Genomic DNA, 23,016 nt, shown 5'->3' with positions numbered 1-23,016 from the left:
GCCTGTCCGGACCTAGCTGGCCGGGTCGTACATGAACTCCCGGAGCTCCTGCGAGCACCTGCAGGCAGCTGCAATCTTTTGCGACCACTTGACCGCGTCATCGCGCGTCGGCAGTTCCAGCACCGTGAACCCGCCCCTGAGCTCGCTGCCAGGGTAGGTATCGGTCTTCACTGAGCCGTCAGCGGAAACGAGGACCGGCGCAACGTCCTCGTTGATTCCGCCGCCAAACACATACACGCCGGCCGCCTTGGCTTCCTCGATTACCGCATGTGACTCAGCGACAACGGTGGGGAACTCCTCGTCGGTGACGACCATGGCTTCGCTCGGGAAAGAGATGAGGTATTTTGTCATGCCCCGATGGTGCCACCAATCGACAGTGGGGGTCTAGCGTCCGCGCATGGCCTTGCGGTCCGGGCGGGCCTTAAAGGGATCGACACCCTTGGGGATGGGGAGCTTGGTACCCAGGGCCGTAAGGCGCTTGTTGACGGCCTGGACTTCCTGCTTGGTCAAGGTCTTCTTGAGCTTCTGCGCCTTCTTGGCCACCTTCGCCAGGGGAAGCTGGCCCTCGCCGCGTCCGGCTTCGATGACGTGAATCTGGACGTTGGGCACAATCCTTGCCATCTTGCGACGCTCGGCGTCGATCAGGGGCTTCACCCGGGCTGAAGGACCCTCGGTGACGAGGACAATTCCGGGACGGCCGATGGCGCGGAACACGGCGTCCTGCGAGCGGGGGTTCATGGCAACCGGCTGATCCTGGAGGATCCAGCCACGGCGCAGCACGCTGAGGGCAGCCCCGGCGGCTCCCGGCTGGCCCTCTATCTGGGAGAACGCAGCACGTTCGGCACGCCGGGACAGGATAAACACTGCCGCGAGGAAGCCCAGGGGGATCGCGATGATGAGCATCGTGATCCAGTTCTGGATGAGGAAACCAATGACCAGGCCGACGGCGACGATCGCGAGGAACGCCAGCAGCATGACCCAGACGACATTCGGGTCGTTCCGCCGGGTCATCTTGAAGACCTCGGAGATCTGCTTCATCCGCCCGGTCTTCTTCGGCCCCTTCTGGGGCTTCGGCTTCCGGGAGAAAAGGCGCCGCTTGGGGGTGGATGATCCGTCTGATTCAATGCTGTTGGCCATAGTGCTTCAATTCTACGTGATCCTCAAATGGCGGGTGGACGTGCCGAAAGCACCCCGGTCGTCAGACCGGGGTGCACGGCTGACCCGGCGGGCTAGCCCGTGGGGGCGAGGCTTGACGCCTCCTGGAGCGTCGAGCCGGAGTCCTCGATGTGGGCCAGCGCGGGAGGAAGTTCGAGTCCCTTCTTGCGCATGGCCCGTGCCCAGAGTCGGCCGGCACGGTACGAGGACCGGACCAATGGCCCGCTCATGACACCGAGGAAACCGATCTCCTCCGCCTCCTCGCGCAATTCGACGAACTCCTGAGGCTTCACCCAGCGGTCCACGGGGAGGTGGCGTTCGCTTGGTCGCAGGTACTGGTTGATCGTGATCAGGTCGCAGCCGGCGTCGTGCAGGTCCTGCATCGCCTCTGAGATTTCTTCCCGGGTCTCGCCCATGCCCAGGATCAGGTTGGACTTGGTGACCATCCCGAGGTCCCGGCCCTGGGTGATCACGTCGAGCGAGCGCTCATACCGGAAGGCGGGACGGATGCGCTTGAAGATCCGGGGGACCGTCTCAACGTTGTGCGCAAAGACTTCGGGGGCGGCGTCGCAGATCGCCTGGATGTGTTCCGGTTTGCCGGAGAAGTCAGGGATGAGGATCTCGACGCCGGTGCCGGGGTTCATGCTGTGGATCTGGCGGATGGTTTCCGCGTAGAGCCAGACGCCCTCGTCAGCGAGGTCGTCGCGGGCGACGCCGGTCACCGTGGCGTAACGGAGGTTCATTGACTTCACCGACTGGGCAACCTTGAAAGGTTCGCTCCGGTCCAACGGCTGGGGTTTGCCGGTGTCGATCTGGCAGAAGTCACAGCGGCGGGTGCACTCGGAGCCGCCGATCAGGAAGGTTGCCTCCCGGTCTTCCCAGCACTCGAAGATGTTGGGACAGCCGGCCTCCTCACACACCGTGTGGAGGCCTTCCTTTTTCACCAGGTTCTTCATGGCCACAAACTCGGGGCCGATGTTCACCTTCGCTTTGATCCAGTCGGGCTTGCGCTCCACCGGGATCGCGGCGTTGCGGGCCTCGACTCGGAGAAGGCGTCGTCCTTCGGGGGCTAGACTCACGGGTTATGCTCCTTCCGACCGGTGGGCACCGGCAGGGTTGACTGTGCTTGACGGGCGGGAAACCTCTGCCGCCTCGACAACCAGTGATGGTTCATTCTTGCGCAGTTCCTCTTCAATCCGCGAAACGATGTCCGACGGGGTCACCGATGTGCCTGTTTCCGCAGAGATCGTTGTCACCCCGGCGTCGTTGATTCCGCAGGGGACAATCTGCTCGAACGGGGCCAGATCGTTGCTGCAGTTGACAGCGAACCCGTGCATGGTGACCCGACGGTTGATGCGGATCCCGATGGCGGCGATCTTGCGGTCCGGCCCGCGGTCGTCCGCCGCAACCCAAACTCCGGACCGGCCCTCGATCCTGATCCCCGCGATCCCATAGTCCCGCAGTACGGCGATGATCACGTCCTCGAGGATGGCGACATAGCCAGCCACCCGCGTCGGCTCGGGGAGCGCAAGGATGGGATAGCCGACCAGCTGGCCGGGACCGTGCCAGGTGAGTTTCCCACCGCGGTCCACCGCGACAACTGGGGTTCCGTCGAAGGGCCGCTCATGGTCCTCGGTGCGTCGCCCCGCCGTATACACGGCGCTGTGTTCCAGCAGCAGCACGGTGCTCGGCGCCGTGCCAGCCACCACGCCGGCGTGGAGTTCACGTTGTAGGTCCCAGCCGGTCTCATAGTCGACAAACTCCGGGTCCAGCCCAATACGCGAGTACTGAAGTGTCATGGCTTAAGGGTAGACCTGCGCGGGGACCAAAGTTCACAGCCCCTGTCGAGCGGCGCCGCAAGCCTGTGGATAACTTCTGCAGGTTTTTGAGTCATCCAGTACAACAGGGGCATGGACAGCACACCTACCGGCGAGGAACCCCTGAACGATTCAGGCGCCAATCCACCCAGCGTGCCAGGTTACCGGTGCGAACGTCTCCTGGGCACGGGCGGCAGCGCAGCCGTCTGGCTGGTCTGCAACGATCAAGGAGCGCGCTTCGCGCTCAAGGTGCTGGATTCGGCCGGTCGCGGTGACCGCGGCGTGGACGTGGTCCGCCGCGAGCAACTGATGCTGTCCCGGTTTACCCACGAGCACCTCCTTGCCCTCCACGAGGTGGTCCAGACCGCGCAGGGCACCGCACTTCGGATGGACTACGCGGCCGGCGGATCGTTACTGAACCTTGTCTCGGTGCGGGGGCCGCTGTCGCCGGGCGAGGTGGTGACCGTCCTGACGCCGATGGCCCAGGTACTGGCCTACCTGCATGACGGGGGAGCCGTGCACGGTGATGTGTCCCCCGGCAACATCCTTTTCACCGAGCTGGGCAAGCCCCTCCTCGCCGACCTGGGAATCGCGCGCCTGCTCGGGGAAGGCAGCCACGTGGCGACGGGTACCCCGGGGTTTCAGGAAACGCCGCGGGACCACGACGGGTTGAATACCGAGGCGGACCTGTTTGCCCTCGCCGCTGTGGGCTGGTTTGCCCTGACCGGGAGAATCCCCGGCCCGGCGAGTCAACGCCCGCCGCTGTCACTGCTGGTGCCCGACACCCCCGAGGCGCTTGTTGAGCTCATTAGCTGGGGGCTGGAGTCAGAGCCGGAAGACCGGCCCACCGCGATCGAGTTCGCGCGGGCCGTGCAGCGAACGGCGACCGCAGCACCGCTGGACCTGGTGGCGGCCGTCCACCCCGACGTCACGCCAAGCCTCATGACCCGGCGGCCCGACCCGGACGAAAAACCGGAGAAGAAACGACGACGGCGGCGACGCCCGGCTTCGGTCGTCGCCCCTGTTCCCAGACGGTCCACCTCACGCTCCGCAGCTCCCGCTGGAGGTCCACGACGCCGGGCCGCCCCGCCATCCCAGCGCCGGGTACGCGGGGTGGCGGCCGGGTTGTTCATTGCCCTCGCCCTGGGTGTCGTCGCGATTGTCGTCGTCGCGATTGGGGCCGTATCGGTCAGTGCGCCCGACCCCGTGGAGGCAGGGAGAGCGGGAGCCGTCAACCTCCCGAGTGGGACAGTTCCGTCAGGACCGCCACCAATACCGTCACCGAAAACGGCCCCACCGAGGCCAGCTCCGGCAGGAGAACCAACGGCGCATGCCAGCGACACGGCGCCCGATGTCCTACCCGAGGCCCTCGCGGGGACTGATCCGCTGGAGGTACTGCCGCACCTGTCCCGGGTCCGGGAGCGGGCCTTCGAAACGGCCGATCCGGCCCTGCTGAGGCACGTCTTCGTCCCTGAATCAGCGGCATTGGCCGCCGATGAGGAAGTGGTCGTCGAGCTGGCTGCCCGCGGACACGTGTTGACCGGGCTCAGCAGCGACCTGGCCAACCTGGAGCGAATCGACATCCCTCCTGGCGACGCCAAGGACACCGCCGCGGGTAACACTGGAACGGGTAACACTGGAACGGTGGCGATCGCAGCGACGGCCACCACCTCCGGCTATGCAGAGGCCACCGTCGGCGGCCGGACGCAACGGGTGGTCCCCCAGGAAGTCAGCCAGCAGCTGGTCTTCGTCCTGCAGCGGATCGCTGACCGGTGGCTGATCCGGGAGGTGCGGGAACCCTAGGCGCGCCGGGAGTCCCTGACCCACTGGACAAGGTCGTCCAGCGAGTCCTGGCGGAATTCGAATCCGGCATCCCGGAGCACCGTTGGATCGAGTCGTGCGCTGGGCAGGAGCAGCTCGCGCGCCAACTGTCCCAGCACCGCGGTCAGCAGCCATTCCGGCACCCGAAACCGGGTGGGACGGTTCAGGGCGGCGCCCAGCGCCTCCGTCAGTTCAGCGACGGTCGCCGGGGAAGGCGACGCTATATTGACCGGGCCGCTGACCTCGGCCTCCAGCAGGAAAGCCATCGCCCGGGCCTGATCGTCGAGGGTCACCCATGGCCACCACTGCTTCCCGGACCCCAACGGTCCGCCGACAAAGAGCCGCAGCGGCACCAGGAGCTTGGGCAGGGCGCCACCCTTGGTGGACATCACCACACCGGTGCGCATCAGGACGGTGCGGACGGATTCGGGTGCCCGCAACGCCTCGGCTTCCCACCGCCGGCAGATGTCGGAGAGCAGCAGGTCGCCGGACGCCGCGGATTCCGGCAGCACCTCCGATCCGCGGTCCCCGTAGTATCCCGACGCCGACTGGCTCAGGAACACCGCTGGCGGTGATTCGGCCCGCTGCATACTGTCCACCAGGGTGCGGGTGGCGGTCAGGCGTGAGGAGTAGAGGGTTTCCTTGTAGCCGCGTGTCCAGGGCGCCCCGGCAATCCCGGCGCCTGAAAGGTTCACGACGGCGTCGGTGGCGTCCATGATCGCCGGGTCCAGGCCGCCCGCCGTGGGATCCCACTTGATCTCATCCGGGCCGGACGGCGTCCGGCGGACCAGTCGCGTCACCACATGGGGCCCTGGGGCCAGTTGCTGCATGAAGGCCTTGCCAATGGTTCCGGACGCACCGGAGATCAGAATTCTCATACCCCTATCCCACCACCCAGCCCCGTCCAAAAGGAACAGGTGGCGCCCGTGGCGTCCCGGGGATTTCCCGCAGGCGTCCAGTCGGCCGACGCAGGGTACCCAGTGACTATGATCGTGGGATGGTTCCCTCACACTATCTGCGCTTCCCACATGTCCACGGTGACCTGGTCACTTTTGTCGCTGAAAACGATGTCTGGGTCGCCCCTCTGACGGGTGGGCGGGCCTGGCGCATTTCAGCCATGCAACTTCCTGCCCGCGGACCCCGGTTCTCTCCGGACGGGACCACCATTGCCTGGACCGTCACCCAGGCGGGTGCACCGGAAGTGGTGGCGGCGGACACCGAGGGCGGCAATTTCCGCCGCCTGACCTACTGGGGCCATCAGAGCACCAAGGTCCGGGGGTTCACCGCCGAGGGTGATGTCATCGCGACCAGTGCGTTCCGCCATCAGGACCCGCGGCACGCCTGGGGATATCGTGTTCCCCTCGACGGATCAGCGCAGACCGTCTACCCCTATGGTCCCCTTGACGCGCTGGTCCAGGGCCCGGTGACCGGCGGCACCCAGCCGGTCGTCATCGCCAGCGTCCTGACCCGCGAGCCAGCCTGGTGGAAGCGTTACCGTGGCGGTACCGCCGGGAAGCTGTGGATCGACGCCGACGGATCCGGGGACTTCGCCCGGTTTCTCCCGGAACTCGACGGGAACATCTCCGACCCCCTGTGGGTGAAAGACCGGCTTGCCTTCCTCTCCGACCATGAGGGTTACGGGAACCTGTACTCGGTCACCGTCCAGGGACAGGACCTGCAGCGACACACCGACCACTCCGACTTCTATGTACGGCACGCCACCACAGATGGCACGCGGATGGTTTTCGAATCCGCCGGGGCTCTCTGGCTGATGGACTCGCTCGACGCCGCGCCCGTCCGGCTGGAGATCTCGCTCGGCTCCGCCTCGACCGGACGCCGCCCCCAGCCACTGAACGTGGTCAGGCACCTGGCGGCCGCCACCCCGGTGCCCACCGGCACAGCGAGCATCGTCGAAAGCCACGGCACCCTGCACTGGCTGACCCATAAGGACGGACCGTCGCGCGTGGTGGAAGCCACCGCCGGGGTCCGGGCCCGGCTCGGCCAGCCGCTCGGTGCAGACCAGGTGGCCTACATTGCTGACCATGGCGGTGAGGAGTCACTGTTCATCCGGGACGTGTTCGCCACCGGCGTTCCCGGCCCACGGTCCAGGACAGCAGTTCCTTCGTCGGGCTCATCCCTGGAGTCAGCGGCGTCCGCTATATTTCCGACCGACGGAACGGCAGCCGAGGATACCGTCGTCGCGCAGGACACGGCAGCCGCCTCGGGCGTCTCGCGGTGGGCGTTCGACGGGCCGTTCCGTGCGAGCAACCTCACCACCAGCCCGGATGGCACCCGGGTGGCCGTCGCCGGTGAGATGGGCGAGATCCTTATCCTGCTGCTCGACAGCGGCACCCTGTTCACCCTGGCCTCAACCCACCACGGGGCGGTGGACGATCTGGCGTTCTCTCCGGATTCCCAGTGGCTGACCTGGGCCGAACCGGTCACCGGCGAAGGGGCCAGGACCCAGGTCCGGCTCGCAAGGACGGAACCCGGTGCCGAGATCCACAATGTGACCGATGGCCGGTTCCGCGACCATTCGCCGGTGTTCACCCGCGACGGCCGTTTCCTCGCCCTCCTCTCCGACCGCAGTTTTGATCCGGTGTACGACACCCACCGGTTTGACCTCAGCTTCCCCGTGTCCACCAAGCCCTTCCTGGTGGCGCTGTCGGCTGACACGCCGTCACCGTTCGGGCCGTCGGTGCACCAGGCAGATCCCGCGCCGGCTGCCACCCTGGGCGCTGACCAGGCCGACGACGAACCGGACGTCAGCGTCACCGTTGACCCTGGACGACTGGCCGAGCGGATCATCGCCGTACCGGTCCCGCAGGGAGACTACGAGGGGCTCCGCGCTGTCGACGGCGCGCTGCTGTGGACCGCGACCGAGAGTGTCGGTGTGACCGGCGACGGGCGGGCTACCACGTCGGCGAAGGACCCGGCGAAACGCCTTGAACGCTTTGACCTCGCCAAACGCGCCGCCGACACCCTGGTGTCGGAGGTGGACAGCTTCGAGGTGAGCGGTGACGGCGCCACTGTGGTCGTCATCCATGCCGGCAAGGTCACGGCAGTCCCCACTAAGGGCAAGGTCGACAAGGACTCCCCGGACAACGTGGAAGTCGACCTGGGCCGGATCCGCGTCCTGCTCGATCCCGTCAGCGTCTGGCGTCAGGCCTTCGATGAAACCTGGCGGTTGCAGCGCGACTTCTTCTGGGATCAGGAGATGGGCGGCCTCGACTGGCCTGCCATCCGGGACCGCTACCGTCCGCTGGTGGAACGCCTGGGGTCACACGATGACCTGGTGGATGTCCTCTGGGAGGTACATGGCGAACTGGGAACCTCCCACGCGTACGTGACCCCACTCCTGTTCGGCGAACCGGGAACGGGCGCACAGGGCTTCCTCGGTGCCGAACTGGCACCGGTCGAGCAGGGTTGGGCGGTCCAGCGCATCTTCGCCGGCGAGTCCTCCGACCCGCAGGCTGTGTCCCCACTCACTGCCCCTGGCGTAGCAGTGGAGGTGGGGGACATCATCGCCGCCGTCGACGGAGTCCCCGTCCCGACGGCGCACGGACCCTCGGTGCTGCTTACCGGTGCCGCTGGCAAGACCGTCGAACTGACGGTGGTCAGGAACCCGGAGCAGGGCGAACCGCAGGTCCGACGGGTGGCCGTCGTGCCGCTGCGCAGCGAGGAACGGCTGCGCTACCAGAACTGGGTGACCGCCAACCGGGCACTCGTGCACCAGGCCTCGGAGGGACGCTTCGGGTATCTGCACATTCCGGACATGGTGGCCAGGGGCTGGGCGCAGCTGCACCGCGACCTCGACCGGGAAACCGCGCGCGACGCACTGGTGGTGGATGTGCGGAGCAACCGTGGGGGCCACACCTCCCAGTTGGTGGCCGAGCTCATTGGCCGGAAGGTCACCGCCTGGTCCTTCCCCCGGGGCGAGCAGCCCGGCACCTATCCCGCCCACGCGCCCCGCGGACCGGTGGTCATCCTGACCGACGAGTTCGCCGGGTCCGACGGCGACATCATCACGCAGGTGTCCAAGCTCAGGGCAATCGGCCCGGTGATCGGGGCGCGTACCTGGGGCGGCGTCGTCGGAATCGACGGCCGGTTCTCCCTCGCGGACGGCACGGCTGTCACCCAGCCGCGGTACGCGTTCTGGATGACGGGCGGTGTGGGGTGGGGAGTGGAGAACTACGGCGTGGATCCCGACATCGAGGTACCGTTCCCTCCACAGGCCCACGCGGCGGGGGAGGACCCACAGCTGAAGCGTGGGATGGAAGTCCTCAGGGAAATGATCACGACGGCGCCCACCGACGTGCCACCCGTGCGGACCAACTACCCGCTGCTGAACCCGGGAAAACTGCCCCCGCGGCCACAGCAGGGCTAGTCCTCAAATCGGCATGCAAAAGGCGGCCACCCGTTACCGGGTGGCCGCCTTTGCTGTCTGCTCTACCGGGGAGCTAGGACTGCAGCGTCGCCTCAAGGGTGATGCTCTTGACCCCGGCCAGTGCCTGTGACACTGGGCAGCCGGTCTTGGCTGATTCGGCGAGACGCTGGAAGTCGGCGTCGTCGATGTCCGGGATGGACGCGTTGAGGATCAGCCGGATGGCGGTGATTCCTTCGCCGGGCACAAAATCTACCTCGGCCTTGGTCTCGATCCGGTCGGCCGTCTTGCCTTCCTCACTGAGCGCCAGGCTGAATGCCATGGAGAAGCAGGAGGAGTGGGCGGCAGCGATCAGCTCTTCCGGGCTGGTCTTGCCTCCGGCCTCTTCCGAGCGTGCCTTCCAGGTGACGTCGTAGGTGCCGATTCCGGAAGTGTCGAGGCTGACCTGTCCGCTGCCGGACTGCAGGTTGCCACTCCAGACGGTGTGGGCTGAACGTGATGTAGCCATAACTGTTCTCCTTCGGGTTGGTGTCTGACCTCGGGGTGGAGCGGGTTAGAGTCCGAGATCCGCTTCGAATGCGCCGGCTTCCAGACGGGACTTCAGCGACTGCAGGAAGCGGCCGGCGTCGGCTCCGTCCACCAGGCGGTGGTCGTAGGTAAGGCTGAGGTACATCATGGAGCGGATCGCGATGGTGTCTTCACCGTCGGCGGTCACCACGATGGGCCGCTTCACGATCGCACCGGTGCCCAGGATACCGACCTGGGGCTGGTTGATGATCGGGGTGTCGAACAGTGCGCCGACCGACCCGATGTTCGTGATGGTGAAGGTGCCGCCCGACAGTTCGTCGGGTCCGATCTTGCCGCTGCGGGTCCGCGACCCGACGTCGGCAATCTTCTTGGCCAGCCCGGCGAGGTTGAGGTTCCCGGCGTCGTTGATGACCGGAACCAGGAGGCCCTTCTCGGTGTCGACGGCGATCGCGAGGTGCTCCGCGTCGTGGTAGGTGACTTCCTTGGCTTCCTCATCGAACGAGGCGTTCAGCTTCGGGTGCTGTTTCAGGGCCTCGGTGACCGCCTTGGAAATGAACGGCAGGAAGGTCAGCTTGGCGCCATTCTGGGCCTGGAAGTTGTCCTTCGCCGAGGCACGCAACCGCGCCACCTTGCTCATGTCCACTTCGATGACCTGTGTCAGCTGGGCTGACACCTCCAGCGACTCGCGCATCCGGCGGGCAATGGTCTGCCGGATCCGTGGGGCCTTCTCGACCGTTCCCCTGAGCTTTGAGGCCTCGGCGGACGGCGCTGCCGGAGCTGCGGCGGGTGCTGCTGCTGGGGCCGGCTCGGACGTCTTCTTGGCCGCCTCGGCGGCTTCGAGAACATCCTGCTTGCGGATGCGACCGCCGACGCCAGTGCCCTTGACGGACTGCAGGTCAACGCCCTGCTGGTTTGCAAGCTTGCGCACCAGGGGAGTCACGTAGGCCGCGTCGGAGCCGCCCGAGGTGTCCTCGGCTGGCTTCTTCTCGGCTGGCTTGTCCGCAGGCTTTTCCTCGGCGGCCTTGGGAGCTGCCGGCTTGGCCTCTTCCTTGGGAGCGGATTCTTCCTTGGCAGGTTCTGCCTTGGCCTTCTCGGGCTCGGCGACCGGCTCTTCGCGTTCCTCGGACGGAGCGGCGGCAACCGGCTCGGCGCCGCCTTCGGCCTTGGCGGGCGCGGATGCTCCGGAACCGATGAGTGCCAGGACGGCGCCCACTTCAGCGGTCTCGTCCTCGGCGACGCGGATCTCCTGCAGCTTGCCGGCCACGGGGGAGGGGATCTCGGTGTCAACCTTGTCGGTGGACACCTCCAGGAGCGGCTCGTCGACCTCGACGTCGTCGCCGACTTCCTTCAGCCAGCGGGTCACGGTGCCCTCGGTGACGCTCTCGCCCAGGGCAGGAAGTGTCACTTCGGTGCTCTCGCCTGATGAATCGCCCGACTCATCGCTGGCGGCGGCCTCCGGCTCGGGGGCTTTCTCCTCGGTTTCGGGCTCGGCTGCCGGTTCCTCAGCTGCTGGCTCCTCGGCAGCCTCCGACGCATCAGCGTCGTCCGAGCTGCCCGACTCATCGGAGCCGCCGGATCCGTCGCCGATGCGCACCAGTGGTGCACCCACTTCAGCGGTCTCGTCCTCGGCTACCAGAATTTCCTCGATGACCCCGGCGATAGGCGAAGGGATCTCGGTGTCGACCTTGTCGGTGGACACCTCGAGCAGGGGCTCGTCAACCTCGACACGGTCACCGACCGCCTTGAGCCAGCGTGTGACGGTGCCTTCGGTAACGCTTTCGCCGAGGGCGGGTAAGTTGACGGATTCAGACATAGTGTCCCCGTTTCTCCTGATTAGGTTTTGCTGTGCGGTGTCGGATCCCTTTGGGGACCCGACACCTTCGAGCCAAGGTTGCGAGTAATGCTGGTGGAACGCTTAGTGCGAGCTTAGTGCACGGTTATCCGTGCAGCGCCTTACCCGCCAGGGCGAGGTGCGCCTCGCCGAGTGCTTCGTTCTGCGTGGGGTGGGCGTGAATCAGCTGCGCCACGTCCTCCGGGTAGGCTTCCCAGTTCACGATCAGCTGAGCTTCACCAATCTGCTCGCCCATCCGGGTGCCGATCATGTGCACCCCGATGACCGGTCCGTCTTTCTCGCTGACCAGTTTGACGAGTCCGCCAGAGCCGAGGATGGAGGTCTTGCCGTTGCCGGCAAGGTTGTATTCCTGGGTGAGGACCTTGTCGTCGCCCAACTTTTCCTTGGCGGCCTTCTCGGTCAGCCCGACGGAGGCGATTTCGGGTTCGCTGTAGGTGACCTTCGGGATGTTGACGTCCTCGACGATGACCGGCTTCAGTCCGGCGATCTCTTCGGCGACGAAGATGCCCTGCTGGAACCCGCGGTGCGCGAGCTGCAGGCCGGGAACGATGTCGCCGACGGCGTAGATGTTGCCGACGCCGGTGTGCAGGCGCTCGTTCGTGATGACGAAGCCGCGGTCGATCGTGACGCCGGCTTCCTCGTAGCCCAGACCGTCGGTGACGGGGCCGCGGCCGACGGCGACCAGCATGAGGTCAGCCTCGAAAGTCTTGCCGTCCACGAGGGTGACGACGACGCCGTCGTCGTTCTGCTCGACCTTCTCGAAGAAGGTGCCGGTGTTGAAGTTGATGCCGCGCTTCTTGAAGGCCCGTTCGAATGCCTTGATGATCGTGGCGTCCTCGTTGGGAACGAGCGATGGGAGGCCCTCGACGATGGTGACGTCGACGCCAAAGGACTTCCAGACTGAGGCGAACTCGCAGCCGATGACTCCGCCGCCGAGCACGATTGCTTTCTTGGGAAGGGTGTCCATCTTCAGCGCGTGATCGGAGGTGATGACCTTGCCGCCGATTTCCAGGCCGGGAAGGGTGCGCGAGTAGGAGCCGGTCGCCAAGATGATGTTCTTGCCGGTGTAGGACGTGCCGTCCACCTCGACGGTGTTGGTGGAGGTGAGCTTGCCAGCACCCTCGATCACTGTGATGCCCTTGGACTTGATCAGTCCCTGCAGGCCCTTGTACTTGCCGGCGATGATGCCGTCCTTGTACGCATTGACGGCTGGCATGTCGATCGAATCGAACGTCGCCTTGATGCCGTACTTCTCGGAGGAACGCGCGGTGTCGGCAACCTCAGCGGAGTGCAGCAGGGCTTTGGTGGGAATACACCCGTTGTGCAGGCAGGTACCACCCAGCTTGCTCTTCTCGATGAGTCCCACGGTGAATCCCAGCTGGACGGCTCGGAGTGCGGCGGCATAGCCACCACTGCCCCCACCCAGTACCAGGATGTCGAATTCTTGCGCAGCTGCCGTATCGGCCACTTGGACGCTCCCTCGCGTAATCTGTGACGGACCAGGGGGCCCGTCGGTTGATGATTTTGGCGGAATGCTTGGTGTGATCTGGATTCACCCTATCCCCAGATCACACCAGCATCCACTTGATGAAGGGCAATGTTCGCCCCTTTGTGGGCAGTCTCACCCCCGGGTGGGAAGCGAGACTGCCCAGCAGGCTTACTTTGTGGCGGCCACGTCTTCGGCGTACGCCAGCAGGGTGCGGACGCCGACGCCGGTGGCCTCCTTCGGCGTGTAGCCGTGCGGGGCGCCCTCGTTGAATGCAGGTCCCGCAATGTCAAGGTGTGCCCAGGGAATCTTGCGTCCGTTGACTTCGCCAACGAACTCCCGCAGGAACACCGCGGCGGTCATCATGCCGCCGAACTTCTCGCCGATGTTGGCGATATCGGCGACCTGGGAGTCCAGGCTCGGTCGGAGCTCCTCGGGGAGGGGCATCGGCCAGAACAGTTCGCCTGAACGGTCGGCGGCACCCTTCACCGCGTCAACCACTTCGTCGTCACCCATGACGCCCGACACCCGTCGACCCAGGGCAATCATCTGCGCGCCGGTGAGGGTGGCGATGTCGATCAGCGCGTCGGGGGCCTCTTCACTGGCGGCTGCCAGTGCGTCGGCCATCACGAGGCGGCCCTCGGCGTCGGTGTTGAGCACCTCGACGGTGCGTCCGCCATAGGTGGTCATAACATCCGACGGGCGCTGGGCCGATCCTGACGGCATGTTCTCGGCGAGGCACAGCCAGCCGGTCACCTTCACGGGCAAGCCCAGTTCGGCGATGGCCAGGACGGCGCTGAGCACGACGGCGGCACCCGCCATGTCGAGCTTCATGGTCTGCATGCCGGCGGCTGGCTTCAGGGACAGTCCGCCGGAATCGAAGGTGATGCCCTTGCCGACGAAGGCGAGGCTCTTCTTTGCGGAGCCGGGAGAGTATTCCACCTTGACCAGCCGCGGCTGCCGGGATGATCCCTTGCCGACGCCGAGAATGCCGCCGTAGCCGTCCTTCTCCAGGCGCTTCTCATCCAGCACTGTGACCTTGATGGGCAGGCCCTTGCTCAGGTCCTTGGCGGCCTGGGCGAAGGTCTCCGGGTAAAGGTGGCTCGGTGGCTGGTTAACCAGCGACCGGGTGATGTTGACGCCGCGGCCGAGGATGGTGGCGCGGCTCAGCGCGGCCTTCAGCTGACGGTCCTGCGCCACCGGGGTCACGATCGTGACGCTCTTGACCGGCTGCTTGGCCGGCGAGCCGTCCTTGGCTGCGCGGGCAGACCGGTGCTCGTCGTAGGAGTAGGCTCCCATCGCTGCGCCCTCGGCCACTGCTGCGGCGTCGGCCACTGTGGCCGCAGGCAGGGCAATGGTGACCGAGTCGAGTCCGATGAGCTGGCGGATTGCCGCCCCCGCGGCGCGGCGCAGCGCTTCGGCGGTAAGGGTTCCATCCGCTGGCAGGCGGCCTACACCGGTGAGGACAAGCACTTCAGCAGCGGTCCCTTCGAGGCCCGGGAGTCGGCGTACCTCGTCGGCTGCGCCGGTGATACCGAGCATCGGCAGGGAATCGGCAAGTGCCTTCGCATCCTTGGCCGGGAGCGGGGAGTCGAGCAGGACGGGCGCTCCGGATTGTTGGCCGACGCCGATTACCAGGGCGTCACCTGCGGTCTTCTTGGAGTCCTTGGTGACAGCTGTCAGCTTGAGTTCGCTGGCGATATTCACTGGGTGTGTTCCTCACTTCCATGTGCTGGACAGATTGGTGGCTGGGCGCTCAATGACGCGCCGTTCCACTATCGATCGTAGTCTGTTAGGGAACCTGCCGTCGGGCGGAATGAATCTGCTCCCTTCCGGCGTTGGACTAGGTATCTGAAGAAAGCTACGAACCTGTTAGGAGGGGAGATGCTCAATCCTGAAACTCTTTTCAACTCAAACGCCGACCTGATCGACGGCCAGCAGCTGCGGGGGCTTCCTCTTCTTGCTGGTTTCACCGGATTTGTCGACGCGGGGCATGTGGTGTCCCAGGTGATCGAGGAAATGCTGACCACCCTTGACCATGAGCTGGTGGCGGTGTTCGATGCCGACCAGCTGATCGACTACCGCAGCCGGCGCCCCAGGATTACGTTCGCCGAGGACCACCTCGCCGACTACCACCCGCCCCGCCTTGAACTGCACCGCGTGTACGACGGCATGGGAGTGCCGTTCCTGCTCCTTGCCGGTTTTGAGCCGGACCTGCAGTGGGAACGGTTCATCAGCGCCGTGACAGGACTCGTCGACCGGTTCGAGGTGCCCCTGGTGTCCTGGATCAACTCCGTGCCGATGCCCGTCCCGCACACCCGCCCGCTCGGCGTGACAGTTCATGGGAACCGCGCGGACCTGATCGAGGGAATGAACACCTGGCGGCCCACCGCCGAGTTGCAGGCCTCAGTAGGCCACCTCCTTGAGCTCCGCCTGATCGAGTCCGGGCACGACGTCGTCGGCTACGTGGTGCACGTGCCCCACTACCTCGCGGAAGCCGAATACCCGCCCGCCGCGGTCACTGCTCTTGAGTACCTCGGCGCGTCCGCGTCGCTGGTGCTGCCCACCGACCGGCTGCGTGAAGCCGGCCGTGACGTGGAACGGCAGATCGCCCGGCAGGTCGACGGTTCCGCCGACGTCCGCGGAGTTGTCACCACGCTTGAACAGCGCTACGACGAGCGCGCCGGGTCCGCCGAACGCCGATCACTGCTGGTGAAGGAAAACAGCGAGCTGGCGGACGCGGACGAGATCGGCGCGGCGGTGGAAGCCTACCTGGCCAGCCCGCAGGCTGCCGACGAGTCAGAGCAGTTGCTGGAAGAGGACCGGAAGGCCGGCGAAACGCCGGATCCCGATACCGAGCCCGAGGGCGAAGCCGGCCGCTAAGGTTTCCCGACCTTCCTCCACAGGGGTCTTCGTTCTGGGGTTACGCACATAGAGTCGGCCCGGCCTCCGCTTTGGCCGGGCCGAGGGCATGCTCAACCAATGACATCCGCACCAGCCCCGCCCGAGCCCCCCTTCAAGGTCACGTCGCCAGCCGACATCCTCAGTTACATCCTGCATACGTTGGGTTTCCAGCCGGAATCAAGCCTGGTCCTGCTCACGATGTCCGGGAAGCGGGTTGGGGCAATGTTGCGGGTTGACCTGCCCCATTCGGATGCTGACCCGGTTGCCTATGCGTCGGGCCTTTGCTCAATTCTTACCGCCGACACCTCCGCGGACGGCACGCTGATGATCCTTTACACGGGGGAGCCGTGGGACCGGCACGGGCCACCACCCCACTACGAGATCGTCGGCCGCCTCAGGCAGTCACTCGACGAGGTGGGGCTGGCCCTGCGCGATGGCTGGCTGGTGAACGAGACCTGCTGGCGCGACTACTTCTGTGAGGACCCGAAGTGCTGCCCCTGGCCGGGGCACCCCCTGGCAAGCGTCCAGGACAGCCCGCTGAACGCGGAACTGGTCTACCGGGGGAGCAGTTATGCTGACTCGTTGACCGCCGCCGTCGGAGTTGGCGGCCACGAACCGTGGACGGATCGGGCGGACCTCACCTGCCGGTGGCGGGCCGAGGAATCCCGTCTGCGACGGCGGTGGCGGAATACCTCCCAATTCACTGCCACCCTCGCGCTCTGGGAGGAGTTGCTCACCACCAAATCTGCAGTTCCTGCGGCGCCGTCGCCCCCCGCGCCCGCGGACCACCTCCTGGAGGATCACACCGGGGAATCCACCCCGGACCTCGAAACGACCACTCACCTCCTGGCATCGCTCACCTGCCGCACCCTGCGGGACTCAGTACTGGTGCTCACGGGGCTGGGGAAGTCAATGGCCCTGCAGGGGGCATCCGGGCTCGGTCTCCTCAGGGGTACTGGGCTCGCCGGTACAGCCCAGGCCGACGCCGACCGGGACGCACCCGAGCGGGCAGCCGCCGACAACTACTGCAGTGTCCTGATCGGCCAGTACCGTGGCCAGCTGCAATGGCAACGCATTGATGCAGCACACCACCATCTGACCCAGTTGTCCGCCGTTGCCGAGGGGGAGCCGCTTGCCGCCCTGCTGACCATGCTCGGGTGGATCGAGTGGGCACGCGGCAGGGGCTCCCGGGCGCACCTCTATTTCCAGCGGGCGTTGACGGTCGAACCCGGCTACAGGCTCGCTGAACTGCTGGAGGAGGTGGTGGCGCGGGGCATGCTCGCAGAATGGTCAAGGGACAAGGATCTGGCGTGGCGGAACGGCAACCCATCTGCCCCCTAAGCGGTGGCGCGAGGGCGGTTTCGGATGGGCAGAGGATTTATCGAAGCCCGCGAATCGTGCGACAATGGGAGTCGAGACCCGGTCGGGTTCGTGTGTCAAGAAGTGTTCTGTATCTCAACCGGCCATCCTTTGCTGGATGGTTGGGGAATAGTGCAGGCGGCGGGACGGTTCCTCTTCAATGAGGAAAGCCCCGTCAATCTCCTTGAATTCAATCACGGACTTGACAGGGTCATAGTGGTGTTGCCCCCTTGGCAGCATCACAGACGCCGTATGAAAGGTTCTCTGTGTCGGCCAAGAAGACAACTGCACCGGATGTAACAGAACCCGGGGCAACGACCACCAAACGCCGGGCCGCCCCCAAGAAGGCGGCACCGAAGACCGCTGCTGTGAAGCCCTTGTCAGCACGGGCCGCGAAGGCGGCAGCGCAGAACGCCGCCGCCGCTGAGGTTGAAGACGACAGCCCGGAGATCGACGCCGCGGGAAACCCCGTCGAGCCCGCTGAAACCACCGAGCGCGCAGCCGCCGAGGCTGAAACCAAGGCCGGCTCAGGCTTCGTCTACTCGGACGCCGACGACGACGACGCCCCCGCCCAGCAGGTTATCTCTGCCGGCGCGACCGCGGACCCCGTCAAGGACTACCTGAAGCAGATCGGCAAGGTGGCTCTGCTGAACGCGGAGCAGGAAGTCGATCTTGCCCTCCGCATCGAGGCTGGCCTCTTCGCCGAGGAAAAGCTCGCTGCAGACAAGGACGCCGCGAAGCCGCTGGATCCGAAACTGCGCCGTGAACTGGAATGGGTCATCCACGACGGCAAGCGCGCCAAGAACCACCTGCTGGAAGCGAACCTCCGTCTGGTGGTTTCCCTGGCCAAGCGTTACACCGGCCGCGGCATGCTGTTCCTTGACCTCATCCAGGAGGGGAACCTGGGCTTGATCCGCGCGGTCGAGAAGTTCGACTACACCAAGGGCTTCAAGTTCTCCACCTACGCCACCTGGTGGATCCGCCAGGCCATCACCCGTGCCATGGCCGACCAGGCACGGACCATCCGCATCCCTGTCCACATGGTCGAGGTCATCAACAAGCTGGCCCGGGTACAGCGGCAGATGCTTCAGGACCTGGGTCGCGAACCCACGCCTGAGGAACTCGCGCTCGAACTGGACATGACACCCGAGAAGGTTGTCGAGGTCCAGAAGTACGGTCGCGAGCCCATCTCGCTGCATACCCCGCTGGGTGAAGACGGCGACTCGGAGTTCGGTGACCTGATCGAGGACTCCGAAGCCGTGGTACCCGCCGACGCCGTTAGCTTCACGCTGCTGCAGGAACAGTTGCACTCGGTGCTCGACACGCTGTCGGAACGGGAGGCGGGCGTCGTCGCAATGCGCTTCGGCCTCACTGACGGACAGCCGAAGACGTTAGACGAAATCGGTAAGGTCTACGGTGTGACCCGCGAGCGGATCCGCCAGATCGAATCGAAGACAATGTCCAAGCTGCGTCACCCGTCCCGGTCGCAGGTGCTGCGCGACTACCTCGACTAGCAAGCCCTGGGGCCTCCGAACACCGGCTCCAACCAGAAAGGACCCCCACACCTCAGGTGTGGGGGTCCTTTCTAATTTCAGGCCGCTATTGGCGGCCCGGGTGACGCTTCTAGTCTTCGCTTACCGGTCCGGGTGCTGCATGCAGACGGTTGGTCTCATCCTGCCACTCGGACGTCAGCGGCCTCAGATTCGACTCAACGGAACGCGCGTGGTGGCCACAAAAGAGCAGCTCACCACCGGAGGACTGAAGTACTGCGCGCACATAGGCCTGGGCTCCGCAGCGGTCACAGCGGTCCAGCGCGGTCATTTCGCGGGTTGCTACTGCTGTTGTCATAATTGCCTCCTTAGTGGTTCCTGTAGTTCATATAACCACTATTCGTTGCCGATCCATCGCAAGCTGGGTGTTCTTTCGCTGAGCGCGTAGCATAGTCCGACGCCGTCACACCTTTGGTGCCGGACCGTGCGGCCCGCCTACGCCGAACCGTCAGGCCGGGGGAATATGCTGGAAGAATGCGGCCGGAGGTCCCCGGCGCGGCGCCCGGCTACCGGTGACGCCTCCACCCTGTCCTACCTGCCAAGGAGTTTCACCCAACGTGGCGCCACCAAGCACCGAATACAACGCCCGCCACCTCTCCGTCCTGGAAGGCCTCGAAGCTGTCCGCAAACGGCCGGGCATGTACATCGGCTCCACGGATTCCCGCGGGTTGATGCACTGCCTCTGGGAGATCATCGACAACTCGGTGGATGAGGCCCTCGCCGGGCACGGCCAGAGCATCAAGGTCATCCTTCACCCTGACGGGTCGGTCGAGATTCACGACGACGGCCGGGGCATTCCCGTCGACGCCGAACCAAAAACCGGACTCAGCGGTGTAGAGGTGGTGTTCACCAAGCTGCACGCTGGCGGAAAGTTCGGCGGCGGCTCCTACACGGCGTCCGGCGGGTTGCACGGTGTGGGCGCGAGTGTGGTGAATGCGCTGTCCGCCCGGCTGGATGTTCAGGTGGACCGCGGTAGCAAGACCTATCAGATGTCCTTCAGACGCGGTGAGCCCGGCCGGTTCCTCGACGCCAAGACCCCCTCGCCCACCGCAAAGTTCGAGCCGTTCCTCGAAAGCTCCCGGCTCGAGGTGGTCGGCACCACCAAGCGCGGTGTCACCGGTACCCGGATCCGTTACTGGGCTGACCGCCAGATCTTCACCCCCGACGCGAAATTCTCCTACGAGGAGTTGCAGTCCCGGGCCCGCCAGACGTCCTTCCTGGTTCCCGGTCTGCGGATCACCCTACGCGACGAACGCCGCCTCGCTGGCACCGCCGCCGAGGCCGGTCCAGTGGAGGAAGTATTCCAGCACGACGGCGGGATCTCCGAGTTCACCACCTTCCTCGCCGCCGACAGCGCGGTGACCGATGTGTGGCGCCTGCACGGCTCAGGTCGGTTCAAGGAATCGGTGCCGGTGCTCGGCGAAAACGGGCACAGCGAGATTGCCGAGGTGGAACGCGACTGCGAGGTCGACATTGCCCTGCGTTGGGGAATCGGTTATGACACCACAGTGAAGAGTTTCGTGAACATCATCGCGACGCCCAAGGGTGGTACCCACCAGAGCGGCTTCGAACAGTCCCTCCTGAAATCCTTCCGGAAGGTGATCGAGGCGAACGCCCGGAAGCTCAAGGCCGGCAGCGACAAGATCGAAAAGGACGACGTGTTCGCTGGACTGACAGCCGTCCTGACGGTGCGGCTGGCGGAACCCCAGTTCGAGGGACAGACCAAGGAAATCCTCGGCACGTCCGCGGTCCGGGCCATTGTGGCGAAGGTGGTCGAGAAGGAAATCCTCGCCAAGCTCAACTCGACGGCCCGCGGCGACAAGGCGCAGAGCGCGCTGCTGCTGGAAAAGGTTGTCGCTGAGATGAAGTCCCGCATCTCCGCGCGGGTTCACAAGGAAACGCAGCGACGGAAGAACGCCCTCGAGACCTCGTCGATGCCGTCCAAGCTGGCTGACTGCCGGATTGACGATGTCGAGCGCTCCGAACTGTTCATCGTCGAGGGTGACAGTGCTCTTGGCACCGCGAAGCTGGCACGCTCATCCGACTACCAGGCACTGCTTCCCATTCGCGGGAAGATTCTGAACGTCCAGAAGGCCTCGGTGGGGGACATGCTCGCCAACGCCGAGTGCGGTGCCCTGATCCAGGTGGTGGGCGCAGGCTCCGGCCGCAGCTTCCAGTTGGACGCCGCCCGCTACGGGAAAGTGATCCTGATGACCGACGCCGACGTCGACGGCGCCCACATCCGGACTCTGCTGCTCACACTGTTCTTCAGGTACATGCGTCCGCTGGTCGACGCGGGACGGGTTTTTGCTGCGGTACCGCCGCTGCACCGGGTGGAGGTGGTCAACCACGGGTCCAAGGCCAATGAGACGATCTACACCTACTCGGAGCAGGAACTGAACCGGCTCCTGGCCGCCCTGGAGAAGCAGGGCAAGCGGTACAAGGAACCCATCCAGCGCTACAAGGGCCTGGGGGAGATGGACGCCGAGCAGCTGGCTGAAACCACCATGGACCCGCGGCACCGGACCCTCCGGAGGGTCCGGATCCAAGAAGCCGAGTCAGCTGAGCGGGTGTTCGACCTGCTGATGGGCAGTGACGTTGCCCCGCGCAAGGACTTCATCGTGGCGGGCGCCGCGTCCCTGGACCGGGAGCAGATCGACGCCTGACCGGCGGGCACCACGGCGGCTCCTGGCGCGATGTGTCAGCCCAGCATCCAGGGGGCGATCAGGAGCAGGGTCGGGGCCACCAGCAGCAGGCCAGAGGTGCCGAGGGCTGCGCCCTGCTGCACCGGCGAAAGGGTTGGCTGCGGGGTAAGGAGCCGGTGGATCCGGTTCACCGTGGACCCGGTGTCCTGCCCGCTCGGGGAACCGGGCGTCAGCGTGGTGGTGGACAGCGCGTCGGATGGGTAGACCCCGTCAGAGTCGGCCAGCGGCCCGGATGCCACAATGGCGATCGCCCGGGCGAGAACCGGCTCGCGGACCGTCTTCAGCGCCTCGTCGTCGGCCAGCATCTCGATCAGTTCGTTGACTGCGCGCTGTGCCAGCTGGGAGGTCGGCAACCACGGCAGCGCCGACCGCCAGGCGGCGAATGCCCACAGGAGCAGGTGGTGGCGTTGGTGGAGGTGGGCACGCTCGTGCACCAGGACGGCGTCGAGCTCCTGAGCGGTCAGGAGATCCAACAACCCGTCCGACAGAACAGTGACTGAGCGGGCACCGCCCGGCAGACAGTACGCGACGGGGGTGGGGTGGTTGATCACCAGGGTGGCCGGACGGTTCGCGGCGGGTGAACTGAGCAGGTTCAGCATGTCCCGGTGGCGCCGACGCTGGCCCTGGATCTTGGCGTAGGTCAACAGCAGCGTGAAGATCAGGTGGGCGCTGAGCAGCCCCGCGGCGCTGAGCGCGAACACATGCACCAGACCCAGCTCAGCGGCAGGCTCGTTGCTGATGGCCATCGTGCCTAGCCGGCCCAGGGCCTCCACTAGGTTGTCTCCCAGCGGATCGAGCCCCCACACCAGCATGGCCCCGATCATCGAGAGCCCACCGGCCAGGGCAATGGCCTGCCAGAGAATCATCGCGGTAGCGGGTGCCCGGGTGGGCCACTTCGCCCGCGATAGCGCTACCGGTGCTGGCCAGGCAAGAACGACGGCGAGCCCGGCCAGCAGATGGGCGGCCCAAAACATCCGTTCAGCTGCCGAGCAGTTTACGCAGCGCCTGTGCCTCGCTGTCCGATACGCTTCCGATGAACCGTGCCAGGACGGCCTCCCGGTCCGGAGCGGTGACCAGGACCTCGTGCATCAGCTCGGCGGTGTGTTCCTCACGGCTGGTGATGGCCCGGTAGCGGTGCGGGCGGGTTTCGCGTTCCCGCTCCACCAGGCCCTTTTTCTCCAAGCGTGACAGGACGGTCAGGACCGTGGTGACAGCGAGTTCCTTGCCGACGGCGTCGTGCGTGGCCAGGGCCAGCTGATCGCGCAGCGCGTTGGCTGTCAAAGCCCCGGGGGTGCCCCACAGCAGGTCCATCACTGTGCGTTCGAGTTCTCCGAGGGTGGCCATGCAAGTCCTTCATTTCAGTTGTGAGTTACTAAACAAATCTACTCCCTTTTTGGGCAATGTTCTACATGCGGTAGAACAGGTCACATCGGCGACGGCGAAATGCTTCACCCG

Annotated in this window: 18 protein-coding genes; 6 read left to right on the top strand and 12 right to left on the bottom strand. The window is 65.7% G+C overall.

The genetic code is table 11. The annotated features are described in order from the left end of the window. Positions 1-12: 12 nt before the first annotated feature. From HMI57_RS07495 to lipB, 4 genes are all read right to left on the bottom strand, one after another. Positions 13-351 (bottom strand): transcription initiation protein, encoded by a 339-nt coding sequence (locus HMI57_RS07495; RefSeq protein WP_171585323.1) that lies wholly within the window; start codon positions 349-351, stop codon positions 13-15. 33 nt (positions 352-384) lie between these two features. Further along, positions 385-1,137 carry a DUF4191 domain-containing protein gene (locus HMI57_RS07490; RefSeq protein WP_171585322.1) on the bottom strand — a complete coding sequence of 251 codons (753 nt, stop codon included), beginning with the start codon at positions 1,135-1,137 and terminating at the stop codon, positions 385-387. A 92-nt stretch (positions 1,138-1,229) separates the two neighbouring features. After that, entirely contained in the window at positions 1,230-2,234 is a 1,005-nt protein-coding gene (lipA, locus tag HMI57_RS07485; RefSeq protein ID WP_171585321.1) for a lipoyl synthase, read from the bottom strand. Between the two features lie 3 nt (positions 2,235-2,237). Then, on the bottom strand, positions 2,238-2,954 hold the full coding sequence (lipB, locus tag HMI57_RS07480) for a lipoyl(octanoyl) transferase LipB (protein WP_171585320.1): 717 nt from the start codon (positions 2,952-2,954) through the stop codon (positions 2,238-2,240). Positions 2,955-3,065: 111 nt separating this feature from the next. Here lipB and HMI57_RS07475 point away from each other — a divergent pair, with 111 nt between their 5' ends. Beyond that, positions 3,066-4,775, top strand: a complete 1,710-nt coding sequence (locus HMI57_RS07475) for a serine/threonine-protein kinase (RefSeq protein ID WP_171585319.1) — start codon at positions 3,066-3,068, stop codon at positions 4,773-4,775. Here the strand turns inward: HMI57_RS07475 and HMI57_RS07470 are convergent. Further along, the gene (locus HMI57_RS07470) at positions 4,772-5,671 is read right to left on the bottom strand and encodes a TIGR01777 family oxidoreductase (RefSeq protein WP_171585318.1); all 900 of its coding nucleotides are present in this window, start codon (positions 5,669-5,671) and stop codon (positions 4,772-4,774) included. The two genes, HMI57_RS07475 and HMI57_RS07470, sit on opposite strands and share 4 nt — an antisense overlap. Positions 5,672-5,790: 119 nt before the next feature. Here HMI57_RS07470 and HMI57_RS07465 point away from each other — a divergent pair, with 119 nt between their 5' ends. After that, positions 5,791-9,180, top strand: coding sequence for a S41 family peptidase (locus HMI57_RS07465; RefSeq protein ID WP_171585317.1), 3,390 nt, complete (start codon positions 5,791-5,793; stop codon positions 9,178-9,180). A 73-nt stretch (positions 9,181-9,253) separates the two neighbouring features. Here the strand turns inward: HMI57_RS07465 and HMI57_RS07460 are convergent, their stop codons facing one another. The 4 genes from HMI57_RS07460 to HMI57_RS07445 all read right to left on the bottom strand — a co-directional run bounded on the left by HMI57_RS07460 (position 9,254) and on the right by HMI57_RS07445 (position 14,750). Further along, positions 9,254-9,685 carry an OsmC family protein gene (locus HMI57_RS07460; protein ID WP_171585316.1) on the bottom strand — a complete coding sequence of 144 codons (432 nt, stop codon included), beginning with the start codon at positions 9,683-9,685 and terminating at the stop codon, positions 9,254-9,256. 45 nt (positions 9,686-9,730) lie between these two features. After that, positions 9,731-11,518 carry a 2-oxoglutarate dehydrogenase, E2 component, dihydrolipoamide succinyltransferase gene (gene sucB / locus HMI57_RS07455; RefSeq protein WP_171585315.1) on the bottom strand — a complete coding sequence of 596 codons (1,788 nt, stop codon included), beginning with the start codon at positions 11,516-11,518 and terminating at the stop codon, positions 9,731-9,733. Between the two features lie 124 nt (positions 11,519-11,642). Then, a complete protein-coding gene (gene lpdA / locus HMI57_RS07450; RefSeq protein ID WP_171585314.1) occupies positions 11,643-13,025 on the bottom strand; it encodes a dihydrolipoyl dehydrogenase in 1,383 nt (460 codons plus the stop codon). 189 nt (positions 13,026-13,214) lie between these two features. After that, positions 13,215-14,750 (bottom strand): leucyl aminopeptidase, encoded by a 1,536-nt coding sequence (locus tag HMI57_RS07445; RefSeq protein WP_171585313.1) that lies wholly within the window; start codon positions 14,748-14,750, stop codon positions 13,215-13,217. A 177-nt stretch (positions 14,751-14,927) separates the two neighbouring features. Between HMI57_RS07445 and HMI57_RS07440 the strand changes: the two genes are divergently transcribed. The 3 genes from HMI57_RS07440 to HMI57_RS07430 all read left to right on the top strand — a co-directional run bounded on the left by HMI57_RS07440 (position 14,928) and on the right by HMI57_RS07430 (position 18,820). Then, a complete protein-coding gene (locus HMI57_RS07440; protein ID WP_171585312.1) occupies positions 14,928-15,926 on the top strand; it encodes a PAC2 family protein in 999 nt (332 codons plus the stop codon). Positions 15,927-16,025: 99 nt separating this feature from the next. Further along, the gene (locus HMI57_RS07435) at positions 16,026-17,288 is read left to right on the top strand and encodes a DUF4192 domain-containing protein (protein ID WP_171585311.1); all 1,263 of its coding nucleotides are present in this window, start codon (positions 16,026-16,028) and stop codon (positions 17,286-17,288) included. Positions 17,289-17,572: 284 nt separating this feature from the next. Next, on the top strand, positions 17,573-18,820 hold the full coding sequence (locus tag HMI57_RS07430) for an RNA polymerase sigma factor (RefSeq protein ID WP_171585310.1): 1,248 nt from the start codon (positions 17,573-17,575) through the stop codon (positions 18,818-18,820). Between the two features lie 109 nt (positions 18,821-18,929). Here HMI57_RS07430 and HMI57_RS07425 read toward each other — a convergent pair whose 3' ends face one another. Then, a complete protein-coding gene (locus tag HMI57_RS07425; RefSeq protein WP_171585309.1) occupies positions 18,930-19,154 on the bottom strand; it encodes a hypothetical protein in 225 nt (74 codons plus the stop codon). 259 nt (positions 19,155-19,413) lie between these two features. Here HMI57_RS07425 and HMI57_RS07420 point away from each other — a divergent pair, with 259 nt between their 5' ends. Beyond that, positions 19,414-21,522 (top strand): DNA topoisomerase IV subunit B, encoded by a 2,109-nt coding sequence (locus HMI57_RS07420; protein ID WP_171585308.1) that lies wholly within the window; start codon positions 19,414-19,416, stop codon positions 21,520-21,522. Between the two features lie 35 nt (positions 21,523-21,557). On the opposite strand, the gene HMI57_RS07415 is transcribed toward HMI57_RS07420, so the two are convergent. Beyond that, positions 21,558-22,535 (bottom strand): M56 family metallopeptidase, encoded by a 978-nt coding sequence (locus HMI57_RS07415; RefSeq protein WP_171585307.1) that lies wholly within the window; start codon positions 22,533-22,535, stop codon positions 21,558-21,560. A 4-nt stretch (positions 22,536-22,539) separates the two neighbouring features. Continuing rightward, entirely contained in the window at positions 22,540-22,905 is a 366-nt protein-coding gene (locus HMI57_RS07410; RefSeq protein ID WP_171585306.1) for a BlaI/MecI/CopY family transcriptional regulator, read from the bottom strand. Positions 22,906-23,016: the final 111 nt, after the last annotated feature.

Origin of the sequence: Arthrobacter sp. 260 (assembly GCF_013116745.1) — a bacterium.
Classification (GTDB): Bacteria; Actinomycetota; Actinomycetes; order Actinomycetales; family Micrococcaceae; genus Arthrobacter_D.
The sequence above is the reverse complement of the archived record's forward strand: the minus strand, read 5'-3'. Positions and strand labels throughout refer to the sequence as shown.

Bases quoted from the DNA above. Each gene is read 5' to 3' on its own strand.
- lipB (WP_171585320.1), bottom strand. From the start codon at position 2,954: ATGACACTTCAGTACTCGCGTATTGGGCTGGACCCGGAGTTTGTCGAC.
- HMI57_RS07435 (WP_171585311.1), top strand. From the start codon at position 16,026: ATGACATCCGCACCAGCCCCGCCCGAGCCCCCCTTCAAGGTCACGTCG.
- HMI57_RS07415 (WP_171585307.1), bottom strand. From the start codon at position 22,535: ATGTTTTGGGCCGCCCATCTGCTGGCCGGGCTCGCCGTCGTTCTTGCC.
- HMI57_RS07495 (WP_171585323.1), bottom strand. From the start codon at position 351: ATGACAAAATACCTCATCTCTTTCCCGAGCGAAGCCATGGTCGTCACC.
- HMI57_RS07475 (WP_171585319.1), top strand. From the start codon at position 3,066: ATGGACAGCACACCTACCGGCGAGGAACCCCTGAACGATTCAGGCGCC.
- sucB (WP_171585315.1), bottom strand. From the start codon at position 11,518: ATGTCTGAATCCGTCAACTTACCCGCCCTCGGCGAAAGCGTTACCGAA.
- HMI57_RS07460 (WP_171585316.1), bottom strand. From the start codon at position 9,685: ATGGCTACATCACGTTCAGCCCACACCGTCTGGAGTGGCAACCTGCAG.
- HMI57_RS07410 (WP_171585306.1), bottom strand. From the start codon at position 22,905: ATGGCCACCCTCGGAGAACTCGAACGCACAGTGATGGACCTGCTGTGG.
- HMI57_RS07490 (WP_171585322.1), bottom strand. From the start codon at position 1,137: ATGGCCAACAGCATTGAATCAGACGGATCATCCACCCCCAAGCGGCGC.
- HMI57_RS07470 (WP_171585318.1), bottom strand. From the start codon at position 5,671: ATGAGAATTCTGATCTCCGGTGCGTCCGGAACCATTGGCAAGGCCTTC.
- HMI57_RS07465 (WP_171585317.1), top strand. From the start codon at position 5,791: ATGGTTCCCTCACACTATCTGCGCTTCCCACATGTCCACGGTGACCTG.
- HMI57_RS07440 (WP_171585312.1), top strand. From the start codon at position 14,928: ATGCTCAATCCTGAAACTCTTTTCAACTCAAACGCCGACCTGATCGAC.
- HMI57_RS07425 (WP_171585309.1), bottom strand. From the start codon at position 19,154: ATGACAACAGCAGTAGCAACCCGCGAAATGACCGCGCTGGACCGCTGT.